Origin of the sequence: Streptomyces sp. NPDC047108, assembly GCF_040643575.1 — a bacterium.
Taxonomy (GTDB): Bacteria; Actinomycetota; Actinomycetes; order Streptomycetales; family Streptomycetaceae; genus Streptomyces.
Map to the genome: position 1 here is coordinate 688,978 of NZ_JBEYUP010000003.1, position 19,913 is coordinate 708,890.

Sequence of the window (19,913 nt, forward strand, 5' to 3'; positions counted from 1 at the left end):
ACGCCCTGCGGACGCGAGGAGAGGACGAGTCATGGCCGCGGAACCCGTCATCGTCGAAGCAGTGCGCACCCCCATCGGCAAGCGCGGAGGCGCGCTCGCCAATCTCCACCCGGCCTACCTGCTGGGGGAAACGTACAGGGAACTCCTCGCGCGCACCGGCATCAAGCCGGACTGCGTCGAGCAGATCGTCGGCGGCACCGTCACCCACGCCGGTGAGCAGTCCATGAACCCGGCGCGCAACGCCTGGCTCGCGTGCGGCCTGCCCTACGAGACGCCCGCGACGACCGTCGACTGCCAGTGCGGCTCGTCGCAGCAGGCCAACCACATGGTGGCCAACATGGTCGCCGCCGGGGTCATCGACGTCGGCATCGGCTGCGGGGTGGAGGCGATGACCCGGGTTCCGCTCGGCAGCGGCTCCAAGCACGGGCCAGGGAAGCCGTTCCCCGACGAGTGGAACGTCGACCTGCCCAACCAGTTCGAGGCGGCCGAGCGGATCGCGCGCCACCGCGGCCTCTCCCGCGAACGCGTCGACTCGCTCGGACTGCTCTCCCAGGAACGGGCCGCGCGGGCCTGGGCGGAGGAGCGCTTCAAACGCGAGACGTACGCGGTGCAGGTGCCCACGACCGAGGCGGAGCAGGCGGCGGGGCAGGGGATGTGGCGCCTGGTCCACCAGGACGAGGGGCTGCGCGACACCAGCATGGACGCGCTGGCCGGGCTGAAGCCGGTCATGCCGACCGCGGTGCACACCGCGGGCAACTCCTCGCAGATATCCGACGGGGCCGCGGCCGTGATGTGGGCGTCCAAGCGGATGGCGCGTGCGCTGAAGCTCAAGCCACGGGCCCGTATCGTCGCCCAGGCGCTCGTGGGGACCGACCCGCACTTCCACCTGGACGGGCCGATCGACGCGACGCGCGCGGTGCTCGGCAAGGCCGGGATGACGCTCGCGGACATCGACCTCGTCGAGATCAACGAGGCGTTCGCGTCGGTCGTCCTGTCCTGGGCGCAGGTCTTCGACCAGGATCTGGAGAAGGTCAACGTGAACGGCGGGGCCATCGCGCTCGGCCACCCGGTGGGCGCGACGGGCGCCCGGCTCATCACCACGGCGCTGCACGAACTGGAGCGGGCCGACAAGGAGTTCGCGTTGATCACGATGTGCGCGGGCGGCGCGCTGGCGACGGGGACGATCATTCAGCGGCTGAACTAGAGCCGCGTTCCCGGACGTTCAGGACGTTCCGCAGTTCCAGGCCGAGTCGGGCGACGCGTTCGCGTCGCGCGGCTCGGCCAGTTGCTTCCCGGCCAGGGGCGTCCCCGGTGGCGCGGACGGACGCGGCTCGGTGAAGACCGCCGGCGCGTCGAACGCGGCACGCCGCGTCGCCCGCCGCAGGGCCTTGAGCACGGCGGACCCCAGGGTGAGCGTCGCGACAGCAGTCAGCACGGCGCGTCCCAGATCCCAGCCGAGCGAGGTCGCGAGGCAGTAGGCGGCGAAGCGGACGAGGTTCTCCTGCACCGGATCGCCGGGGACGAACGAGATGCCCGACGACATGCCGCTGATGTAGGGCCAGCCCTGAAGGTTCATCACGGTGCCGTAGAGGAAGGAGACGGCGGCCCCGTACGCGGCGAGCAGGACCAGTTCGCCGCGCCCGCGCAGCCACCGCCGCCGGCCGCCCGCTGTGCGCGCGCTCGTGCCCCCGGCCCCGGGGAGCAGGCCGGCGCCCATCGCCACCCAGCCCATCGCGAGCATCTGGAACGGCATCCACGGCCCGACCCCGCCCGTCAGCAGAGCCGAGGCGAACATGGTCACCGCGCCCAGCGCGAAGCCGAAGCCCGGGCCGAGGACCCGGCCGCTGAGCACCATGAGGAAGAACATCGGCTCCAGGCCCGCGGTCCCGGCTCCCAGAGGACGCAACGCCGCCCCGGCCGCTGCCAGGACGCCCAGCATGGCGACGGCCTTGGAGTCGAGGCCGCCGCCGTTCGTGGTGTCGCCGATCGTCGCCACGACCACGGCGACGAGCAGCGGGAGCAGCGCCGCGAACAGCCAGGGCGCGTCCTGTGCATGGGCGAGTCCTGAGGACGAGTCGGCGAGCAGCGGCCATCCGAACGCGACGACGCCGACCGCCGACACGAGCCCCAGGGCGACGGCTGCGCGCGGGCCGAGGGCGACGGGCCGCGCGGTCCGGCCGCCGCTTCTCCGGCCATCGCTCCTCCCGCCACCGCCCTTCGGGGCGTCGAGGGTCCGCGCCGTCATGACGCCTCCTCCAGAGCCGCGCGTACCTCGCCGACCGTCAGCCAGCGCTGTGGGCTGAGGATCTTCGTCACCTGCGGGGCGAAGGCCGGTGAGGAGAGGACGACGTCGGCCGTCGGGCCGTCCGCGACCACGTCCCCGTCGGCCAGGATCACCACCCGGTGGGCGAGTTCGGCGGCCAGCTCCACGTCGTGCGTCGCCAGGACGATGGCATGACCGTCCGCCGCCAGGCCTCGCAGGATCTCCACCAGCCGGGCCTTCGCCGCGTAGTCCAGCCCGCGCGTGGGCTCGTCGAGGAGGATCAGCGGCGGACGGGCCGTGAGCACGATCGCCAGGGCCAGGGCCAGGCGCTGCCCCTCCGACAGATCGCGCGGATGCGTCGAGTCCGGTACGCCGGGGAGGAGTTCGGCGACGAGCGCGCGGCAGGTACCGGGCGTGGCCTTCGCGTCGTCGTCGGCCGTCGCGCACTCGGCGGCGACCGTGTCGGCGTAGAGGAGGTCCCGCGGCTCCTGCGGGACGAGGGCGACGCGGCGGATGAGGTCGCGCGGACTGCTGCGGTGCGGCGCGAGGCCGCCGACGCGCACCGCACCGGCCGCCGGCTCGTGCAGTCCGGCGAGCGCGCCGAGGAGGGTCGACTTGCCCGCGCCGTTGCGGCCCATGAGCGCCACCGTCTCGCCGCGCCGCACCGTCAGATCGGCACGGCGCAACGCCTCGATCCTGCCGCGCCGTACGGACAATCCGGAGACGTCGGCGGCGGGCTCGCCCCGGGCGTCGCGGAACTCACCGGCGCCCGGGCCGCTGCCGTCGTCCGACGGCGCCGCGGCGGGCGGGATCCGCGCGGCCAGCCGCTCGCGCAGCGCCGCCGCCTTGCGCCGCGCGTCGCGCACCGACAGCGGCAGCGGGGACCAGCCCGCGAGCCGGCCGAGCGACACGACCGGAGGGTGGACGGGGGAGACGGCCATGACCTCGGCCGGTGTCCCGGAGACCGGCGGCTCCCCCGGCGCGGGGAGCAGCACGACCTGGTCCGCGTACTGCACGACGCGCTCCAAGCGGTGCTCGGCCATCAGCACCGTCGTCCCGAGATCGTGCACGAGCCGCTGGAGCACGGCGAGGACCTCCTCGGCCGCGCCCGGATCGAGCGCGGACGTCGGCTCGTCGAGGACGAGGACCCGCGGGTGCGGGGTGAGGACGGAACCGATCGCGACGCGCTGCTGCTGACCGCCGGAGAGCGAGGCGATGGGCCGGTCGCGCAGGTCGGCCAGGCCGAGGAGGTCGAGCGTCTCCTCGACGCGACGGCGCATCACCTCGGGAGCAACGCCCAAGGACTCCATGCCGTAGGCGAGTTCGTCCTCGACGGTGTCGGTGACGAAATGGGCGAGGGGGTCCTGGCCCACCATGCCGACGACGTCGGCGAGTTCGCGCGGCTTGTGCGTACGCGTGTCCCGTCCTGCGACGGTGACACGGCCGTGCAGCGTGCCGCCGGTGAAGTGCGGTACGAGGCCGTTGACAGTGCTCAGCAAAGTCGACTTGCCGACCCCGGACGGGCCGACGAGCAGGCACAGTTCGCCCTCGGGGACGGTGAGGTCGACGCCGTGGATCGCAGGGCCGGGCGCGCCGTCGTGGACGACGGACACCTGCTCGAACCGGATCATGAGGTCTCGCCTTCTTCTGTACGGCCCTGCGCGGCGGCCCCGCCCTGAGGCGTGGTGTCGTCCTGCGCTGCCGTGCCGTCCTGCGGTGTCGTGCGGTCCTGCGGTGTGGTTGGGTCCTGTGCTGCTGTTGCTGTCGCGTGCGATGGTCTGCTGCGGCGCGGGGGCCTGATGTCCCGCGCAAAGCCGTCCCGCGCAATGCCGTTCCGCGGCCCGGCGTCGTCCCGTGACCGGTCGTCCGTGCCGCCCTCCCGCCCCTCGCGGTCACGCGCCCGCCCCGGCGGCGCCGGGGCGACGAACGCCGGGAGCAGCCCCAGAAGGATTCCCGCCGCGGGCCACAGCGGGAACGCGGGCGCGGTGAGCGGAACGACGGACGGCTGGAGGGCAGCGGGGTCCGCGGAGCCGTACCGGATCAGCACCACCGCAACCGCCGCTCCGGACGCGGACACCAGCCAGGCGCGCACGTCCCAGCGGTCCGGCCGGTAGCGGGTACGGACCGCGCGGCGGCCGCCGAGCCACAGCCCGGCGAGGGCGGCGGCGACTCCGGCCAGCAGCACGGGCAGGCCGAAGCCCGCCCCCTCCGCGGCCAGCAGGCCGTAGGTCCCGGCGCAGACGCCGAGCAGACCGCCGAGTGTGAGCGCGGTCGTGGTGTGCCGGACGGCGGGCGGGACATGGGCGGTACGGCCGTACCCCCGGGCGTCCATGGTGGCGGCCAGCGCCACCGAGCGCTCCAACGCGCCCTCCAGCACCGGCAGTCCGATCTGCAGCAGCGCCTTGATGCCCTTGTCGGGACGGCCGCGCAGGCGGCGGGCGGCGCGCAGCCGCAGCACATCGGACACGAGGTTCGGGGCGAAGGTCATGGCGACGACGACGGCCACGCCCGCTTCGTACAGCGCCCCCGGAAGGGACTTGAGGAGCCGGGCCGGGTTGGCGAGGGCGTTCGCCGCGCCGAGACAGGCGAGGAGGGTGGCGAGCTTCAGGCCGTCGTACAGCGCGAAGACCACGCCCTCGGTGGTGACCCGGCCGCCGATCCGTACGCCCTGCGCCCAGTCGGGGAGGGGGACTTCGGGGAGGGTGAAGAGGGTGGTGGAGCCTGGAACGGGCGAGCCGAGGAACACGGAGAACGCGATGCGGATCGCGACGACCGCCACACCGAGCTTGAGGAACGCGCTGTAACTGCGCGCCCAGGGAGCATCGGTGCGCCGCACGGAGACGACGTACCCGGCGACGGTGAGGAGCAGTCCGAGCAGCAGTGGGTTGGTGGTCCGCGAGGCGGCGGTGGCCAGGCCCAGCGCCCACAGCCACCAGGCCCCCGCGTGCAGGGCGTTGCCGCGCGACGAGAGGGCGGGCGGGCGCGCGCCGTTCAACGGGCGCGGGCGCGGTGGACGCGAGCGCGAGGGCATCCCCGTACGCGGGGGCCGGGCGGGGAGCTGCCGGGCGCTCATCGGCGGCGGCGCGCCTGCCACAGCGCCGCGGTGCCCAGGGCGACGACCGCGGCGATGCCGCCGATCAGCCCCCAGGGCTGCCCGCCCGGTTCGACCGGGTCGTCGGACGCGACCTGCCGTCCCTCACCGTTGCCCTTCGCGTCGCCGGACCCGCCGTCGGCCTTCCCTTCGCCGCCCCGGCCGGAGACCTGCTCGGCGCACCCCCGCTCCGGGTAGCCCGCTATCGCGCAGAGGATGGCCGCCGAGTCGTAGCGCAGCGGCTTGGCCACGGCGGCGAGCGCCTCCGCGGACGAGGCGTCCTCGGGGACGCGCGCGCACTCCGTACGGCCCGCAGGAGGGGTCTCGCCGCCGGGCGCGTCCCCGTCCGTGCCGAAGTCGATGAGCAGCGCCACCCGCTTCGTACCGGACTCGGCGGGGGTGTCCGAGCAGATCGCCCCGAACTCGGCCCGGCCGCGCGGCTTCGCGCCGTCCGCGGAGTTCTCGCTCACGGAGAAGCGGAAGCCCAGCACGTCACCGTCCTCCGGCCGCAGCGTGGCGGGGCCCTGGGTGGCGTACGTCCACCGGGCGCCGTCGCGCTCCCAGAACGACCAGTAGCGGTAGCCGCTCCCGGCGTACGCGGTCCCGGACCCGAACACGAGGAGGGCCGTCGAGGCGAGGGCCACCACGGCGGCGGTCGCCACCGTCGTGAAGCGGGCCGCCGCGCGCCGTGCGGCGCGCGGCGTGCCTGCCGGGTCCCTGGTCGTCCCGGTCATGTCTTCTTGCGGTTGCTGAGGAGGAAGCCGATGCCGACGCCCGCCACCAGGCCGACGCCGATGATCCAGAAGACGTTGAAGCCGCCCTCGTCGGACTCGCTCGCCCGCTCGCCGGACGCGCCCTTCGCGGGCTGGGTGCCCTCCGGCTTCGGCCCGGTCGCGTTCAGCTGCTGGACGAGATCCTTGCCGCCGAAGTCGCGCGGGTCGGCGCCCGCCGCGTGCGCGGCGAGGACGAGCGTGCCCAGGGCCGCGGGGTTGCCCTTGGCCCAGGCCGCCGAGTTCTTCTCCAGCCACCGCAGCGGCACCCCGGCCGCGTCCCGGTGACCGCCGGCGGCCAGCGCGATGACGGCGTCGGCCGTGTTGGCGTAGTCGGGCGCGGGCTTGTCGGCGCCGGGGGCGAGCGCGGAGAGGTGGCCGTCCTTCTTCAGCGCGGCGGCCAGGTACGCGGCCGCGCCACCCGCCGCCTCGTCCGGCTCCCGCGCGTCCTTGGAGTCCGTCTCGGCGCAGTCCAGCGCGGTGACGTCCTCGTTGTCGTCCTTGCCGAGCGGTTCAAGAGCCAGGCCCTTGCCGAGACCGGCCAGCGCGGCGGCGGCCGAGGCGTCGGCGTTGGCGGCCAGCCTGCCCTGCTTGTCCGGCTGGTAGGCGAACGCCCCGCTCTCCGCGCCCTTGGTGTCGCAGCCGAGCTGGAACGCCATCAGCGCGTCGTACGCCGACTTGCCCCGCGGGGACTTCACGCCCTCCGGCTTCTCGCCCGCGGCGGCGAGCGCGCCGATGACGACGGAGGTGGAGTTGGCGTCGCTCGGGCCGCCGGGGGCGTAGCCCCAGCCGCCGTCCTCGTTCTGCTTCGACTTCAGCCACTCCACGGCCTTGCCGACCTCGGTGCTGTGGCCGCCGACCGCCGCCAGGGCCTGGACGGCGACGGCGGTGGCGTTGCTGTCGACGGGCGTCTTCACGTCGCACGTGCTGTCCGCGTCCGCCCGGTACGGGGCGAAGCCACCCGAGGCGCACTGCTGTCCGGCCAGCCAGCCGACGGCCTTCCGCGCCGGGGTGACCCCGGCCGTGTCCTGTGCGAGCAGGGCGACGGACTGCCGCCACACACCGTCGTACTGCGGGTCCTCGCCGCCGTACAGTCCGGCCGGCAGCTTCGCCTTCGGTGAGGGCTTCGCCGACGGGTCGTCGGCGAACGCGGCCGGCGCCGCGGCCAGACCGAGCACGACGGAGGCGGCCAGGACGGCGACGCCGCGGTGAGCGGCTCCGGTGACGCCCCGGCGGGCGGTGCTGCGGAGGGCTCTCGACGGCCGGGCAGCAGTGCTGCGGCGTATCTTCACGGGCGGTGCCTTTCGGTGGGCGGGTGCGGGCAGCGGATCCGCTGCGCACCGCGGGGCGTGCGGGATCTCGCACGCGGCGGGGCACCGGGCTCCGGCTCCGTATTCCTCGACAGTGCCGGTCACCGGCCGTGGCCGTGGACGCGGCACGTACGGTGACGTGAGCCGTTCACATCCGGCAGGGCGTTCCGACTCGCCGCCCTCGCAGGCGGCTCACGGTTGCGGGTCAGTGCCGGATTTGCACCGGCTTTCCCCCGTGGGATGCGATATCGACGGGCACACTCTACCGGCCGCCCGCAAGGGGTCGGTGAGCGGTCGTCCGAGGTCCGCGGACGGTTCGTCCGGTATCCGTCATAGGGGTCGTCTCCGCTGTGTCGGGCGTATCCGTACGTAACGCTCGTACGCCGCCCGGGCAGCGGATACGCGGGCTCGCCCCGCGCCACCCTCGCGTCACACCGCCCGGTAGGTCACCGGGTCGGTGCCGGTCACGGGCTCCGCGCGGCCCTGCTTCACCAGGCGGCGCAGATGGGCCGCCGCCTCGGAGACGGCGATGTTGCGGGAGGCGAAGGGGATCTGCTCCCAGGGGCGGTTCCACTCCATCCGCTCGGTGATCTCCCAGAGGGTGAGAGCGCGTTCGGTGAGCAGGGCGCGGAGGTCCGTCAGCCGGCTCTCGTGATGCGCCAGCAACTCCCGTACGCGGGACGGCGCGTCGGTGAACGCGTGCTGGTGGGCGGGCAGCACCTCGGCCGGGGCGAGGCGGCCGATGCGCTCCAGGGAGTCGAGGTAGTCGCCCAGGGGGTCGCCCCGGTCGGCGACGGGGAGCGGGCTGGTGCCGGAGTCGTCGTCCGGATCCTCGTAGAGGCCGATGTGCGGGGTGATCCCGGGCAGCAGGTGATCGCCGGAGAACAGACGGCCGTTGCCGGCCCGGTCCGCCGCCGGATGGGCCTCCTCCAGGTGCAGGCACACATGTCCCGGGGTGTGCCCGGGGGTCCAGATGGCGCGCAGCCGGCGGCCCGGCAGGTCGAGCAGCTCGCCCGGGGTGATGTCCCGGTCGGGCAGGGCGGCCCGGTTGCTCGGCAGCGACCGTCCCTTCCCTGACGCGCGCGCCTTGCGCAGCGGCGCCAGATGCTCGTCCGGGGCGCCGGCGGCGGCCAGGCGGGAGGTCATGTAGTCGAGCCAGGTGGCGGGTTCGGCGGCGCGGGTGCGCTCGACGACCTCGATGTCCGCCGCGTGCATGGCGATCCATGCGCCGGACGCCTCGCGCACCTTTCCGGACAGGCCGTGGTGGTCGGGGTGGTGGTGCGTGACGAGGACGCCGTGCAGCTCCTCGACCGCCGTACCGCACGCGGCCAGACCGGCGACGAGTGTGTCCCAGGAGTCGGGGTCGTCCCAGCCGGTGTCGATGAGGACGGGGCCGCGGTCGGTGTCGAGGAGGTGGACGAGGGTGTGGCCCAGGGGGTTGTCCGGAATGGGAACGGCGATGCTCCGGACGCCGCCGCCGTGATCCGTGACTCCGGGAGTCGCCTGCGCCATCAAGTCCCCTCTCGCACCGCACGGCGCGGCCCGCACGTGCGGGGCCACTATAACTAGAACTGGTTCCACTGGTCGCCGGGGTCGACCGCCGGTCACCGGTGCACCGCGCCGTGCTGGGGGCGGGTCGCGGTGCCGACGGGTACGGCGCGTTCGGGTACGCGCCTATTCCGTGTATTCCATGATCTGCCGATTTCCGGTCCGAGTTGGGTAAATGGCCGATATCCTAGGCTTCTTCGCCCGATGCGCGGAGGACGCGCGTCCGGGGAGACGCCTGGGGGGCCTCTTGATCGATCACAAGGACTTCATGCACGGCGCCGCTCTGGTGGCGATCGCCGATTCCGCGATGTTCACCGCTCTGAACCGGGCGAGTGTGAAATACGGGCACTACGTGGTGAATCACGACCGCCATCTGTTCCTCAAGTACAACGACGGCAAGGGGCCCGGCGACTACTTCTTCACGTTCTCGGCCGAGGACAAGCGGAGGGTCCTGGGGGTCGGGCACGAGCGCGTCTTCGCCGTCCTGGTGTGCGGCAACGAGGTCGTGACCGGAATCAGCAGGAAGGAACTGGGGCAACTCGTCCCCATGGCGCACCCGTTGGCGTCGACGGTGAAGGTGTCCGCTCGGCAGAACAAGCAGCTCAGGATCTCCGGGCCCTCCGGGAATCTGCCGCTCGTCTCCCGCCGTTCTTTTCCGGCGCGCATCCTCGAGTAGCGTGCGTTGAGCGCGCGTTCTCGCCCGCTGCGCGCCCGCGTTCGGGCGGAGCGGGCGTCGTCGAGAGGCCCCGGGTGGTGGAAATCCCTGCTCGGGGCCGTTTCCGTTCCCTCCGTGGACTCCTGGAACTAGAACTGGTATCAGTTCTGAAACGGCGTCAGGAAGCCCCGATCCGCAGGAGGCATGGGCGATGACCGACCTCATCGAGCACGGACAGCTCTACATCGGCGGGGAGTTGGTCGACCCGCTGGGCACGGACACCATCGAGGTGGTCTCGCCGCACACCGAACAGGTCATCGGACGCGTGCCGCACGCCTCCGCCGCCGATGTGAACCGTGCCGTGGAGGCCGCACGGGCCGCTTTCGACCGCGGGCCCTGGCCGCGGGCGAGCCTGGAGGAGCGGATCGCGGTCGTCACACGGATCAAGGACGCCATCGCCGTACGCCATGAGGAGATCGCCCGCGTCATCAGTGCGCAGAACGGCTCCCCGTACTCCTGGAGCGTGCTGGCCCAGGCGCTCGGCGCGATGATGGTGTGGGACGCGGCCATCTCCGTGGCGAGGTCCTTCACCTTCGAGGAGCCGCGGCAGGGCGTCCTCGGACCGATCCTCGTGCGGCGCGAGCCGGTCGGCGTCGTCGCCGCTGTCGTGCCCTGGAACGTCCCGCAGTTCGTGGCCGCCGCCAAGCTCGCGCCCGCCCTCCTCGCCGGCTGCTCGGTCGTCCTCAAGCCGTCGCCCGAGACCCCGCTCGACGCCTATCTGCTCGCGGAGATCGCGGCCGAAGCCGGGCTGCCCGAGGGTGTGTTGAGCATCCTTCCGGCCGATCGGGAGGTCAGCGAGTACCTGGTCGGGCACCCCGGGGTGGACAAGGTGTCCTTCACCGGATCCGTCGCGGGCGGCAAGCGCGTGATGGAGGTCGCCTCCCGCAACCTGACCCGGGTCACCCTCGAACTCGGCGGCAAGTCGGCCGCCGTGATCCTGCCCGACGCCGACCTCGACGCCGCGGTCGCCGGGATCGTCCCCAACGCGTGGATGAACAACGGCCAGGCGTGCGTCGCCCAGACCCGTATCCTCGCGCCGCGCAGCCACTACGACGAGATCGCCGAGCGGTTCGCGGTGGCGGCCGGGGCGCTGACCGTCGGGGACCCCCTCGACGCCGCCACGCAGGTCGGACCGCTCGTCGCCCGGCGCCAGCAGCAGCGGTCGCTCGACTACATCCGGGTCGGGCAGGAGGAGGGCGCCAAGGTGCTGACGGGCGGCGGCCGCCCGGCGGCCCTCGACCGGGGGTGGTACGTGGAGCCGACGCTCTTCGGCGGCGTCTCCAACTCCATGCGCATCGCCCGCGAGGAGATCTTCGGCCCGGTCATCTGCCTGCTGCCGTACGACGACGAGGCCGAGGCCGTACGCATCGCCAATGACTCCGACTACGGGCTCTCCGGCAGCGTCTGGACCTCGGACGTCCAGCACGGCATCGACATCGCGCGGCAGGTGCGCACCGGCACGTACTCCGTCAACACCTTCAGCCTGGACATGCTCGGCCCGTTCGGCGGCTACAAGAACTCCGGTCTGGGGCGGGAGTTCGGCCCCGAGGGCTTCGCCGCGTACCTGGAGCACAAGATGATCCATCTGCCCGCCGGGCACGGGGAGACGGGCTGATGGGGGACCGCTGGCACGTCGAGGTGGACCGCTCGGTCTGCATCGGGTCCGGGTTGTGCGTGAGCAGCGCGCCCGGCGGCTTCCGGCTCGACTCCGCCCGCCAGTCGCATCCGGAGCGGCCGGACACGGACGCGTCGGAGCCGCTGCTCGCGGCCGCCGAGGGCTGCCCGGTGGAGGCGATCGCGATCCGGCTCGCGGACTCCGGCGAGCCGGTGTTCCCGCCCGACGAGGGCTGACGTCCCGGCCCTGACGCGGCCGGTGCGGTGGCTCCGAGGGCGCCGTCACGGGACCGCGCCCGGGACCCGTGAGACCCGACAGCACGCGGCTCCCGCCGTTCGGCGGGAGCCGCGCGCCCATGTCAGGGGCCGGATCTGCGCCGGCCCGTGCGTCCGGCTTCGTGGTGGCCGATGCCCCGGTGCAGGACGGCGAGGACCATGTCGAGGTCATCGCCCTGGTGCGGGTCGTCGGCCACGCGATTGCGGCCGCGCGCACCGCAGCCCTCGCACCGATGGACGATCATGAAGCCCTTGGCGGAGTGATGCTCCACGGCGACCGGGCGCATCAGCGCGCGGCAGCCGTTGGCGCGGTCCCCGGGCGAGACGTCCACGTGCAGCGAGTGCAGACAGTACGGGCAGTGGTTGCGGTAGCCCCCGTTGACCAGGGCCGCAACGGCCCGGCCGCACTGCGCGCAGACGAAGCCGGTGTTCTCGGTTGTCCTGCTGATGGTGCCGCTCCTCGGCGAGTCGAAGGGATCTCAACTCGTCGGGCGCAGGGTTCCGTTCGCTCTCCCCCTGCCGCAGGGGCAAGGTTCGCAGGCTCGGCCGGGGAGTGACCGGTTCACCGCCGCTCGTGACGGCGATTACTTCCGGCTCCAGCTTCACCGGGAGGCGCGTCGTCCTCCCGGATCCGGACCTCGACCGGGTTTGCTTCGTCTGTCCCGGCCACTGTCACGCGGGTCTCCGCCACGTGCCGCCGGTAGGTGTCGGTCCGGCCTCACTGCCGTCGGCGTCGTCCCCCGTCAGGCGGCGCCGGCAGCGGCATGCTCGTATCTGGTCACGCCACCTCCTCGGTGTCTTCCGTGGCCCGGCGGCCTCGTGCGCCGAGGCTTGCCGCCGGACCGGGTCTGAGAGCGTTCTCCATGCTAGGTGCGCGCGGCCGGGAGTCCCACGGGTTTTATCCGGCGCCAGGGGGCCCGTCCGGGTGTGCATTCCTCACGGTTCCCTCGTGACAGACGTGACTGTTCCCGCTCCCCGGCGGCATGGAAATCTCATGCCGTCACCAGCCGAGGGGGAGTGGATGAACCAGGGGTACGCCGTCTTCTGCGACGCCGACCGGACCTTCTACGACGCCCCGCACCGCGTTCCCTCCACCACCGGAGGCAGCGCCCGCGGAGCGCTCTACGAGGCGGCGCAGCAAGAGGCCCCCCAGGGGTGGCAGCGGCACCGTTCCGGCGACTGGCTGGCCTTCCGGCCGCTGGACGCCGAACTCCCGTCGCAGGGCTGGAAGATCCACGTCTCGGCCTGTCTGGACAACGCCGAGAAGGTGCTCGCGGTGGTCCGCGACTACTGCGTCCCCCGGTCGATCGCCTTCAAGTTCATGCCGAGCCGCTATCTGCTCCACACCCGCAACGCCAAGTACGCGGACCGAGCCGCCAGCGGCAAGTTCATCACCGTCTACCCGGCCGACGACGAGCAGTGCCGCGAGATCGCGGAGGACCTGGACGCGCTGCTGGCCGGCGAGCCCGGCCCGTACATCCTCAGCGACCTGCGCTGGAACGACGGGCCGGTGTACCTGCGGTACGGCAGCTTCACCGAGCGGAACGCCTACGAGAACGGCGAGTTGAAGCCGGCCGTCGAGAACGCCGAGGGCGTCCTCGTGCCCGACCGCCGCGAACCCGTCTTCCACATCCCGGAGTGGGTCACCCCGCCGGACTTCCTGGCCCCGCACCTCGCGGCCCGCGCCGCCACCACGACCGGGGACATGCCGTACGCGATCGAGCGGGCGCTGCACTTCTCCAACGGCGGCGGCGTCTACGAGGGCCGCGACACCAGGACGGGCGAGAAGGTCGTCCTGAAAGAGGGCCGGCCGCACGCGGGCCTCGCCGCGGACGGCGCTGACGCCGTGACCCGCCTGGAGCGCGAGAAGACCGCCCTGGAACGGCTGTCGGGGCTCGGCTGCACGCCCGAGGTGCGCGACTGGTTCACGCTCGGCGACCACCGCTTCCTGGTGCTGGAGCACATCGAGGGGAAGCCCCTCAACAGCTTCTTCGCCCGCCGTCACCCGCTGATCGAGGCGGATCCCACGCCCGAGCGGCTCGCCGAGTACACCGACTGGGCGCTGCGCATCCACCGGCTCGTCGAGGAGGCCGTCGAGGCGATCCACGGCCGCGGCGTGGCCTTCAACGACCTGCACCTGTTCAACATCATGGTCTCCGAGGACGAGTCCTCGGTCGTGCTGCTGGACTTCGAAGCCGCCGCGGACGTCTCCGAGCAGCGGCGCCAGGTCATCGCCAACCCCGGCTTCGTGGCCCCGGCCGACCGCCGCGGCACCGATGTCGACCGCTACGCGCTGGCCTGTCTGCGCCTCGCCCTCTTCCTGCCGCTCACGAGCCTGTTCGCCGTGGACCGCGGGAAGGCCGCGCATCTCGCGGACCTGGCGGCGGAGCAGTTCCCGGTGCCGCGCGCGTTCCTCGACGAGGCCGTCGCCGAGATCACCCGCCAGGTGGCGCCGGCGGAGCAGAGGACGGGGAGCACCGAGGCCGAAACGGTGGCCGCCGTACGGGACTTACGAGGGGAGGCTGCCAGGGCGGGGGGCCCGGCGGCCGAGGGCACGGGGGGTCCGCGGGTGGAGGGCGGGCGCTATCTGCCCGTCCACCCCGCCGACTGGCCGCGCAGCCGTGACTCGATGGTCGACGCGATCCTCGCCTCCGCTACACCGGAAAGGGAGGACCGTTTCTTCCCCGGTGACATCGCCCAGTTCGCGACCCCGGGCGGCGGCGCCTCCTTCGGCTACGGAACCGCCGGCGTCCTGCACGCCCTGGCCGAAGCCGGGGGGACGTCCTGTCCGGAGGCGGAGGAGTGGCTGCTCCGCGCGACCAAGGACCCGGCCTCCGGCACTCCGCTCGGCTTCTACGACGGCCTCTCCGGCATCGCCTGGACCCTGGACCGGCTCGGCCACACCCAGCGGGCCCACGAACTCGCCACGGTCGTCGCCTCCGAGGACTGGGACGGCATGGCGACGGATCTGCACAGCGGCCTCTCCGGCATCGCGCTGGCCCTCGACGCGCTGGCCGAGTCCACGGGCGACGCCACCCTGCGTACCCGGGCGCGGGAGTGCGCCCGACGCGTCGCGGACCGGACGGCCGCGGGCGGCACGACCGCACCACGGGCCGGCCGGGGTCGGCCGCGCGCCGGACTGCTCCACGGCGCGTCCGGCGAAGCCCTCGTCCATCTGCGCCTGTTCGAGCGCACCGGGGACGAGGAGCTGCTCGGTCTCGCCGCCGACGCCCTCCGCCGTGACCTGGCCTGCTGCGTGCAGAGCGCGGGTGGCGCGCTCCAGGTCGACGAGGGCTGGCGCACCATGCCGTACCTGGGCGCGGGCAGCGTGGGCATCGGGATGGTCCTCGACGACTATCTGGCCCACCGTGCGGACGCGGAGTTCGAGACCGCGCGGCGCGAGATCGTCGGGGCCGCCCAGGCGAAGTTCTACGCCCAGCCCGGGCTGTTCCGGGGCGCCGCGGGCATGGTCCTGCACCTGAGCCGTACGACGACGGGCGGCCCCGGCACGCTGCCCGCCGACGTCCGGCGCCAGATCGACTGCCTCTCCTGGGGCGCCGTCCCCTACCGAGGCCGGCTCGCCTTCCCCGGCGAGCAGATGATGCGGCTGTCGATGGATCTCAGCACCGGCACGGCCGGCTGCCTGCTCGCGCTGGGCAGCGCCCTGCACGACCGGCCGGTGGCGCTGCCGTTCCTCCCGCCGCCCCCCACCGCCGCTCCGGCGGCCCAAGAGCCGGTCCCCTCCCGGGGGCCGAAGCAAGCACCATCCCTTTGATGAAAGGAACGACCATGTCGCTTCTCGACCTGCAGACCCTGGAGACCCCCGAGCTCGACGGTGACGTCGCCACGGGCGGTCACGGGGGTGGCGGCAGCCGCGCCAGCCTGCTGCTCTGCGGTGACAGCAGCCTGAGCGTCACCACCTGTAACTGACCCGGGACGTGCGTGGGGCGGGCTGCGCTCACGCACGTCGACCGGTCGTGCGGTCCCGGGCGGTGCCTTCGCCCGGGACCGCAGTCGCTCGTACGAACGGCCCGCCGGGGGACGGACGTCATGCCGTCCGGCTCCCGGCACCGGGCCGTCCGCCCCGGACGTGAGGACGGCACCGCGTTATGCCGCGTAGGGCGCGAACGGCCCCCGCCCCGGGCCCGGCCCCGCAGGAGGATCGTCAGGCCACGGCCCCCGCCCCGGCCCCGGCCCCGGCCCCGCAGGAGGATCGTCAGGCCACGACCACGGCCCCCGCCCATGCCACGGCCCCGCAGGACCTTCGGGCCCCGGCACGAGGCACGGGGACGGACCCTGCGGCCGTCCGGCTTCCCGCCCGGCTCGTCCGCCACAACCTCGCCCGCGCGATCGGCATCTGCCTGCTCACCACCGCTTCCGCCGCCGCCACCGTGGCACTTCCCGCCGCGCTCGGGCACACCCTCGACCTCGTGCTCGCGGGACGGGAGGCGGGTCGCTGGATCGCCCTGTGCACCGCCCTGATCGCCGCCGACGTGGTGTGCGACGCGCTCACCGCACTCCTCACCGGAACCACCAACGCCCGTGCGGCCGGATGGCTTCGGGCCCGGGCCCTGTCCCACCTGCTGGCCGTCGGGCCGGGCGGAGCCGCCCGCTTCACCCCCGGCGACCTGGTGACACGGATGACCGGCAACGCGACCGAGGCGGGCACAGGACCCGCCACCGCCGCCGCAGGGCTCGCCGCCCTGCTGGCGCCCCTGGGCGGCCTGGTCGCGCTCGCGCTGACCGACGTGACGCTGGCCGCGGTGTTCCTCGTGGGCGTCCCCGTACTCGTCGTGCTGCTCCGGGCGTTCGCGCGCAGCTCGTCCGACAGCGTCGGCCGATACCAGGAGGTCCAGGGCGACATCGCCGCGCGCCTGGTGGAGGCCCTGGGCGGTGCGCGGACCATCGCCGCCGCGGGCACCGAGCAGCGCGAACGGGACCGCGTCCTCGCGCCGCTGCCCCAACTCGGCGTGCAGGGGCGGCGGATGTGGCAGGTCTACGGCCGCGCGGTGGTCCAGGGCATGATCCTCGTCCCGCTGCTGCAGACCGCGGTCTTCGCCGCGGGCGGCATCCTGCTCGCCGGCGGGGACATCACGGTCGGCGGACTGCTGGCGGCCACCCGCTACGCCGGTCTGGCCGCCGGACTCGGCGGCGTCACCGGCCAGCTCAACGCCCTCGTCCGCAGCCGCGCGGCGGCCCGCCGTACGGCCGAACTCCTCGCCGTACCCGCGGTGTCCCGTGGTCACCGACCGCTGCCCGCCGGAGGGACGGGACAGCTCGAACTGCGCGGCGTCACGGTGCTGCGGGGGGACAAGGCCGTGCTGCGCGGGGTCGATCTGGTCGTGCCGGGCGGCTCGACGACAGCGGTCGTCGGCCGCTCCGGGGCGGGCAAATCCGTCCTCGCCGCCCTCGCCGGACGCCTGACCGACCCCGACGAGGGCGAGGTCCTGCTGGACGGGGTGCCGCTCCCCGACGCCGACCCGGACGCCCTGCGCCGGGAGGTCGGCCACGCCTTCGAACGTCCCGCGCTCTTCGGCCGTACGGTCGCCGACGCCATCGCCTACGGGCCGTACGAGCCCACGCCCGACGTGATCCGGGCAGCGGCCCGCGCCGCCGGCGCCGACGCCTTCATCCGCCGCCTCCCGGACGGCTACGCCACGCCGCTGGACCGGGCACCGCTGTCCGGGGGAGAGCTGCAACGTCTCGGCCTGGCACGGGCGTTCGCGCACGCCGGGCGGCTCCTTGTCCTGGACGACGCGACATCGAGCCTGGACAGCGTCACGGAGCTGGAGGTGGGGCGGGCGCTGGCCCGCGAGGTACGCCCCGGAACCCGGCTCGTCGTCGCCCACCGCGCCTCCTCTGCGGCGCGCGCCGATCTCGTCGCCTGGCTGGAGGACGGGCGGATCCGGGCCGTCGCGCCCCACGAGACGCTGTGGGAACTGGCCGACTACCGGCGGGTGTTCGCCGCCGACGCGACCGGCCCCGCGACCGGCCCCGCGACCGGCCCCCTGACGGATTCTGCCGCGGATACCGGGACGGTATGCGCGACGGATCCCGGGGCGGCGGGCAGCGGACCGGCGCGACGGGAGGACGCATGACCACCGTGCACGAACCGGGTGGACCGGGCCGCACCGGAGGCCCGTTGAGGCGCACCGCACCCCGCGCCCGGCGCTTCCTCGCGCCGCGCGGACGCGTCCTCGTCCGCCTCGCGGGCTGGTCGCTGCTGGAGTCGGCCTCCGCGTTCCTCGGCGGGTACAGCACCGCGCAGGCGCTCGACCACGGGTTCCTGGCGGGCCGTACGGGAACCGGGCTGGCCTGGCTCGCCCTGGGCGCGGTGGTGATCGTGGCGGGAGGCGCGGCCACCCGGGGCGTGTTCGGCGGGCTGGCCGACCTGGTGGAACCGCTGCGGGACGGGCTCGTCCGCGGCGTCGTCTCGGGTGCGCTGCGGACCGCGGTCGCCGGGCCCGCCCGCGGCGGTGACAGCGCGGCCGTCTCCCGTCTCACCCATCAGACCGAGACCGTACGGGACAGCTTCGCCGGACTCGTCCTGGTGGCGCGGTCGTTCGTCTTCACCGCCGCCGGCGCACTCCTCGGCCTGGCCGCTCTGGCGTCGCAGCTCCTGCTCGTCGTCGTGCCGCCGCTGCTGCTGGGGCTCGTCCTCTTCACCGTCACGCTGGTGCCGATGGCGGCGCGTCAACGGGACTTCCTGCGCGCCGACGAAGCCCTCGCGGAACGCTTCGGCGCTGTGGCGGGGGGCCTGCGGGACGTGGTGGCGTGCGGCGCGCGCGAGCGCACGGCGGCCGAGGCGGAGACCCTGATCGCCACCCAGACGCGAGCCGCACGGTCCCTCGCCCGGTGGGCGGCGGCCCGTTCCCTGGCACTGGGCGTCGCGGGCCAACTGCCCGTGGTGCTGCTGCTGATCGCCACTCCGTGGCTGCTCCGGGAGGGGCTCACGGCGGGCGCGCTGCTCGGCGCGCTCACGTATCTGACGCAGGCGCTGCTGCCCGCCCTGCACACGCTGATGCAGGCGCTCGGCGCGGCCGGCACACGGCTGCTGGTGGTGCTGGACCACCTCACGGCGGGGTTCGGCGAGCGGGAGGGGGAGCGGCCGGGAAAGGGACGGGCGGACCGCGACGGTGCGGTGCCCGCTCAGCGTCAGCCCGTCACGCCGGACCGCCCGGCCTCCGTTGTCCGTGCCGCCACTGCTGTCCGCTCCGAACCAGCCGGTGTCCGCTCCGAACAGGCCGGTGTCCGGGTCGAGTTGGCCGGAGTCACCTTCGCCTACGGGCCTGGGGCGCGGCCCGTCCTGGAAGACCTCGACCTCGTCGTCACCCCCGGCGAACACCTCGTCGTCGTCGGCCCCAGCGGCATCGGCAAGTCCACGCTCACCGCCCTTGTCGCGGGGCTCCTGACCCCCGACCGGGGCGAGGTGCGGGTGGACGGCGCGCGCGTGGACGGCGCCGGTGACCCCTCCCTGCGGCGGGTGCTGATCCCGCAGCAGGCGTACGTCTTCACCGGCACACTCCTCGACAACCTCCTGTACCTGTGCCCGGACCGTCCCCCGGCCGCGGCCGTGCAGGCGTCGGTACGGGCCGTCGGACTGGGGCCGCTGGCCGAGCGCCTGGGCGGTCTCGACGCGGAGGTGGACCCGGAGACGCTGTCCCAGGGGGAGCGGCAGCTCGTCGCGCTGGCCCGGGCCCATCTCTCGCCCGCACCGCTGGTGATGCTGGACGAGGCGACCTGCCACCTGGACCCGGAGGCCGAGGCACGGGCCGAACGCGCCTTCGCCGAACGGCCGGGAACGCTCGTCGTGATCGCGCACCGGATCAGTTCGGCGCGGCGCGCGGACCGTGTGCTGGTGCTCGACGGAACCCTCGCGGCCGTGGGCACCCACGACCAACTCCTCGACGTCTCCGGCCTCTACCGGGATCTGGTGGGCCGCTGGGACGCCCGTGTGACGTAGAGACGCGGGCGGCTGATGGCGTAGGGAAACCAGCGGGATGTGCCGTCGGAGGGCAGACGAAGAAGGGACGGTCGTCGTACGGCGGTTGCGTGCCTTGCGCCTGCCTCGCACCCCGCTGGTACTAGACCTCTCCGAGCCCCGAGCCCCGAGCCCCGAGCCCCCCGTGCTCGTTCCCGAGAGTCCCCCGTGATCGCCCCCTGTTACCCCCGTTATGTTTTCCGCGGTCCTGCAAGAGGACCGTTGGCCTCCGGGCCCGGCATGACTGTTCCCCCCTGTCGAACGGATGACCTGGGGGGTGGTGTCACCGGGTCCGGGAGGCGCCGTTGGAGACGCTGATGAGAGGTCCGACTACCGCCTGGCCGA

General features: G+C 73.8%; 15 protein-coding genes and 1 riboswitch. Of the genes, 8 read left to right on the forward strand and 7 right to left on the reverse strand.

The window, feature by feature from the left end:
* Positions 1-31: 31 nt before the first annotated feature.
* Positions 32-1,204, forward strand: coding sequence for a steroid 3-ketoacyl-CoA thiolase (locus ABZ822_RS11210; RefSeq protein WP_360850387.1), 1,173 nt, complete (start codon positions 32-34; stop codon positions 1,202-1,204).
* Between the two features lie 18 nt (positions 1,205-1,222).
* On the opposite strand, the gene ABZ822_RS11215 is transcribed toward ABZ822_RS11210, so the two are convergent.
* The 6 genes from ABZ822_RS11215 to ABZ822_RS11240 all read right to left on the reverse strand — a co-directional run bounded on the left by ABZ822_RS11215 (position 1,223) and on the right by ABZ822_RS11240 (position 8,946).
* Complete coding sequence (locus ABZ822_RS11215) at positions 1,223-2,245, reverse strand: ECF transporter S component (RefSeq protein ID WP_360850390.1); 1,023 nt, start codon at positions 2,243-2,245, stop codon at positions 1,223-1,225.
* Positions 2,242-3,894: an ATP-binding cassette domain-containing protein gene (locus ABZ822_RS11220; RefSeq protein WP_360850393.1), complete on the reverse strand. Its 1,653-nt coding sequence runs from the start codon at positions 3,892-3,894 to the stop codon at positions 2,242-2,244. The genes ABZ822_RS11215 and ABZ822_RS11220 overlap by 4 nt, the downstream gene beginning before the upstream one ends.
* Positions 3,891-5,294 (reverse strand): CbiQ family ECF transporter T component, encoded by a 1,404-nt coding sequence (locus ABZ822_RS11225; protein WP_360850529.1) that lies wholly within the window; start codon positions 5,292-5,294, stop codon positions 3,891-3,893. The genes ABZ822_RS11220 and ABZ822_RS11225 overlap by 4 nt, the downstream gene beginning before the upstream one ends.
* Before the next feature lie 38 nt (positions 5,295-5,332).
* Positions 5,333-6,088: an SCO2322 family protein gene (locus tag ABZ822_RS11230; RefSeq protein ID WP_360850396.1), complete on the reverse strand. Its 756-nt coding sequence runs from the start codon at positions 6,086-6,088 to the stop codon at positions 5,333-5,335.
* Positions 6,085-7,317: a prenyltransferase/squalene oxidase repeat-containing protein gene (locus ABZ822_RS11235; RefSeq protein ID WP_360850532.1), complete on the reverse strand. Its 1,233-nt coding sequence runs from the start codon at positions 7,315-7,317 to the stop codon at positions 6,085-6,087. The genes ABZ822_RS11230 and ABZ822_RS11235 overlap by 4 nt, the downstream gene beginning before the upstream one ends.
* A 255-nt stretch (positions 7,318-7,572) precedes the next feature.
* A riboswitch (cobalamin riboswitch) is annotated at positions 7,573-7,719 on the reverse strand.
* Between the two features lie 144 nt (positions 7,720-7,863).
* Positions 7,864-8,946, reverse strand: a complete 1,083-nt coding sequence (locus tag ABZ822_RS11240; RefSeq protein ID WP_360850399.1) for an MBL fold metallo-hydrolase — start codon at positions 8,944-8,946, stop codon at positions 7,864-7,866.
* A 283-nt stretch (positions 8,947-9,229) separates the two neighbouring features.
* Here ABZ822_RS11240 and ABZ822_RS11245 point away from each other — a divergent pair, with 283 nt between their 5' ends.
* The 3 genes from ABZ822_RS11245 (at position 9,230) to ABZ822_RS11255 (ending at position 11,548) form a co-directional block, all read left to right on the forward strand.
* Positions 9,230-9,658, forward strand: a complete 429-nt coding sequence (locus ABZ822_RS11245) for a hypothetical protein (RefSeq protein ID WP_360850401.1) — start codon at positions 9,230-9,232, stop codon at positions 9,656-9,658.
* A 190-nt stretch (positions 9,659-9,848) separates the two neighbouring features.
* On the forward strand, positions 9,849-11,312 hold the full coding sequence (locus ABZ822_RS11250; RefSeq protein WP_360850404.1) for an aldehyde dehydrogenase: 1,464 nt from the start codon (positions 9,849-9,851) through the stop codon (positions 11,310-11,312).
* Entirely contained in the window at positions 11,312-11,548 is a 237-nt protein-coding gene (locus ABZ822_RS11255) for a ferredoxin (RefSeq protein WP_360850407.1), read from the forward strand. Before ABZ822_RS11250 ends, ABZ822_RS11255 begins: the two co-directional genes overlap by 1 nt.
* A gap of 122 nt (positions 11,549-11,670) precedes the next feature.
* Here the strand turns inward: ABZ822_RS11255 and ABZ822_RS11260 are convergent, their stop codons facing one another.
* Positions 11,671-12,036, reverse strand: coding sequence for an RNHCP domain-containing protein (locus ABZ822_RS11260; protein ID WP_360850535.1), 366 nt, complete (start codon positions 12,034-12,036; stop codon positions 11,671-11,673).
* A gap of 572 nt (positions 12,037-12,608) precedes the next feature.
* Between ABZ822_RS11260 and lanKC the strand changes: the two genes are divergently transcribed.
* The 4 genes from lanKC (at position 12,609) to ABZ822_RS11280 (ending at position 19,550) form a co-directional block, all read left to right on the forward strand.
* Positions 12,609-15,362, forward strand: coding sequence for a class III lanthionine synthetase LanKC (lanKC, locus tag ABZ822_RS11265; RefSeq protein WP_360850538.1), 2,754 nt, complete (start codon positions 12,609-12,611; stop codon positions 15,360-15,362).
* Between the two features lie 14 nt (positions 15,363-15,376).
* Entirely contained in the window at positions 15,377-15,517 is a 141-nt protein-coding gene (locus ABZ822_RS11270; RefSeq protein ID WP_360850410.1) for a SapB/AmfS family lanthipeptide, read from the forward strand.
* Positions 15,518-15,696: 179 nt separating this feature from the next.
* A complete protein-coding gene (locus ABZ822_RS11275) occupies positions 15,697-17,685 on the forward strand; it encodes an ABC transporter ATP-binding protein (protein ID WP_360850413.1) in 1,989 nt (662 codons plus the stop codon).
* Entirely contained in the window at positions 17,682-19,550 is a 1,869-nt protein-coding gene (locus ABZ822_RS11280) for an ABC transporter ATP-binding protein (RefSeq protein WP_360850416.1), read from the forward strand. The genes ABZ822_RS11275 and ABZ822_RS11280 overlap by 4 nt, the downstream gene beginning before the upstream one ends.
* Positions 19,551-19,913 lie beyond the last annotated feature (363 nt).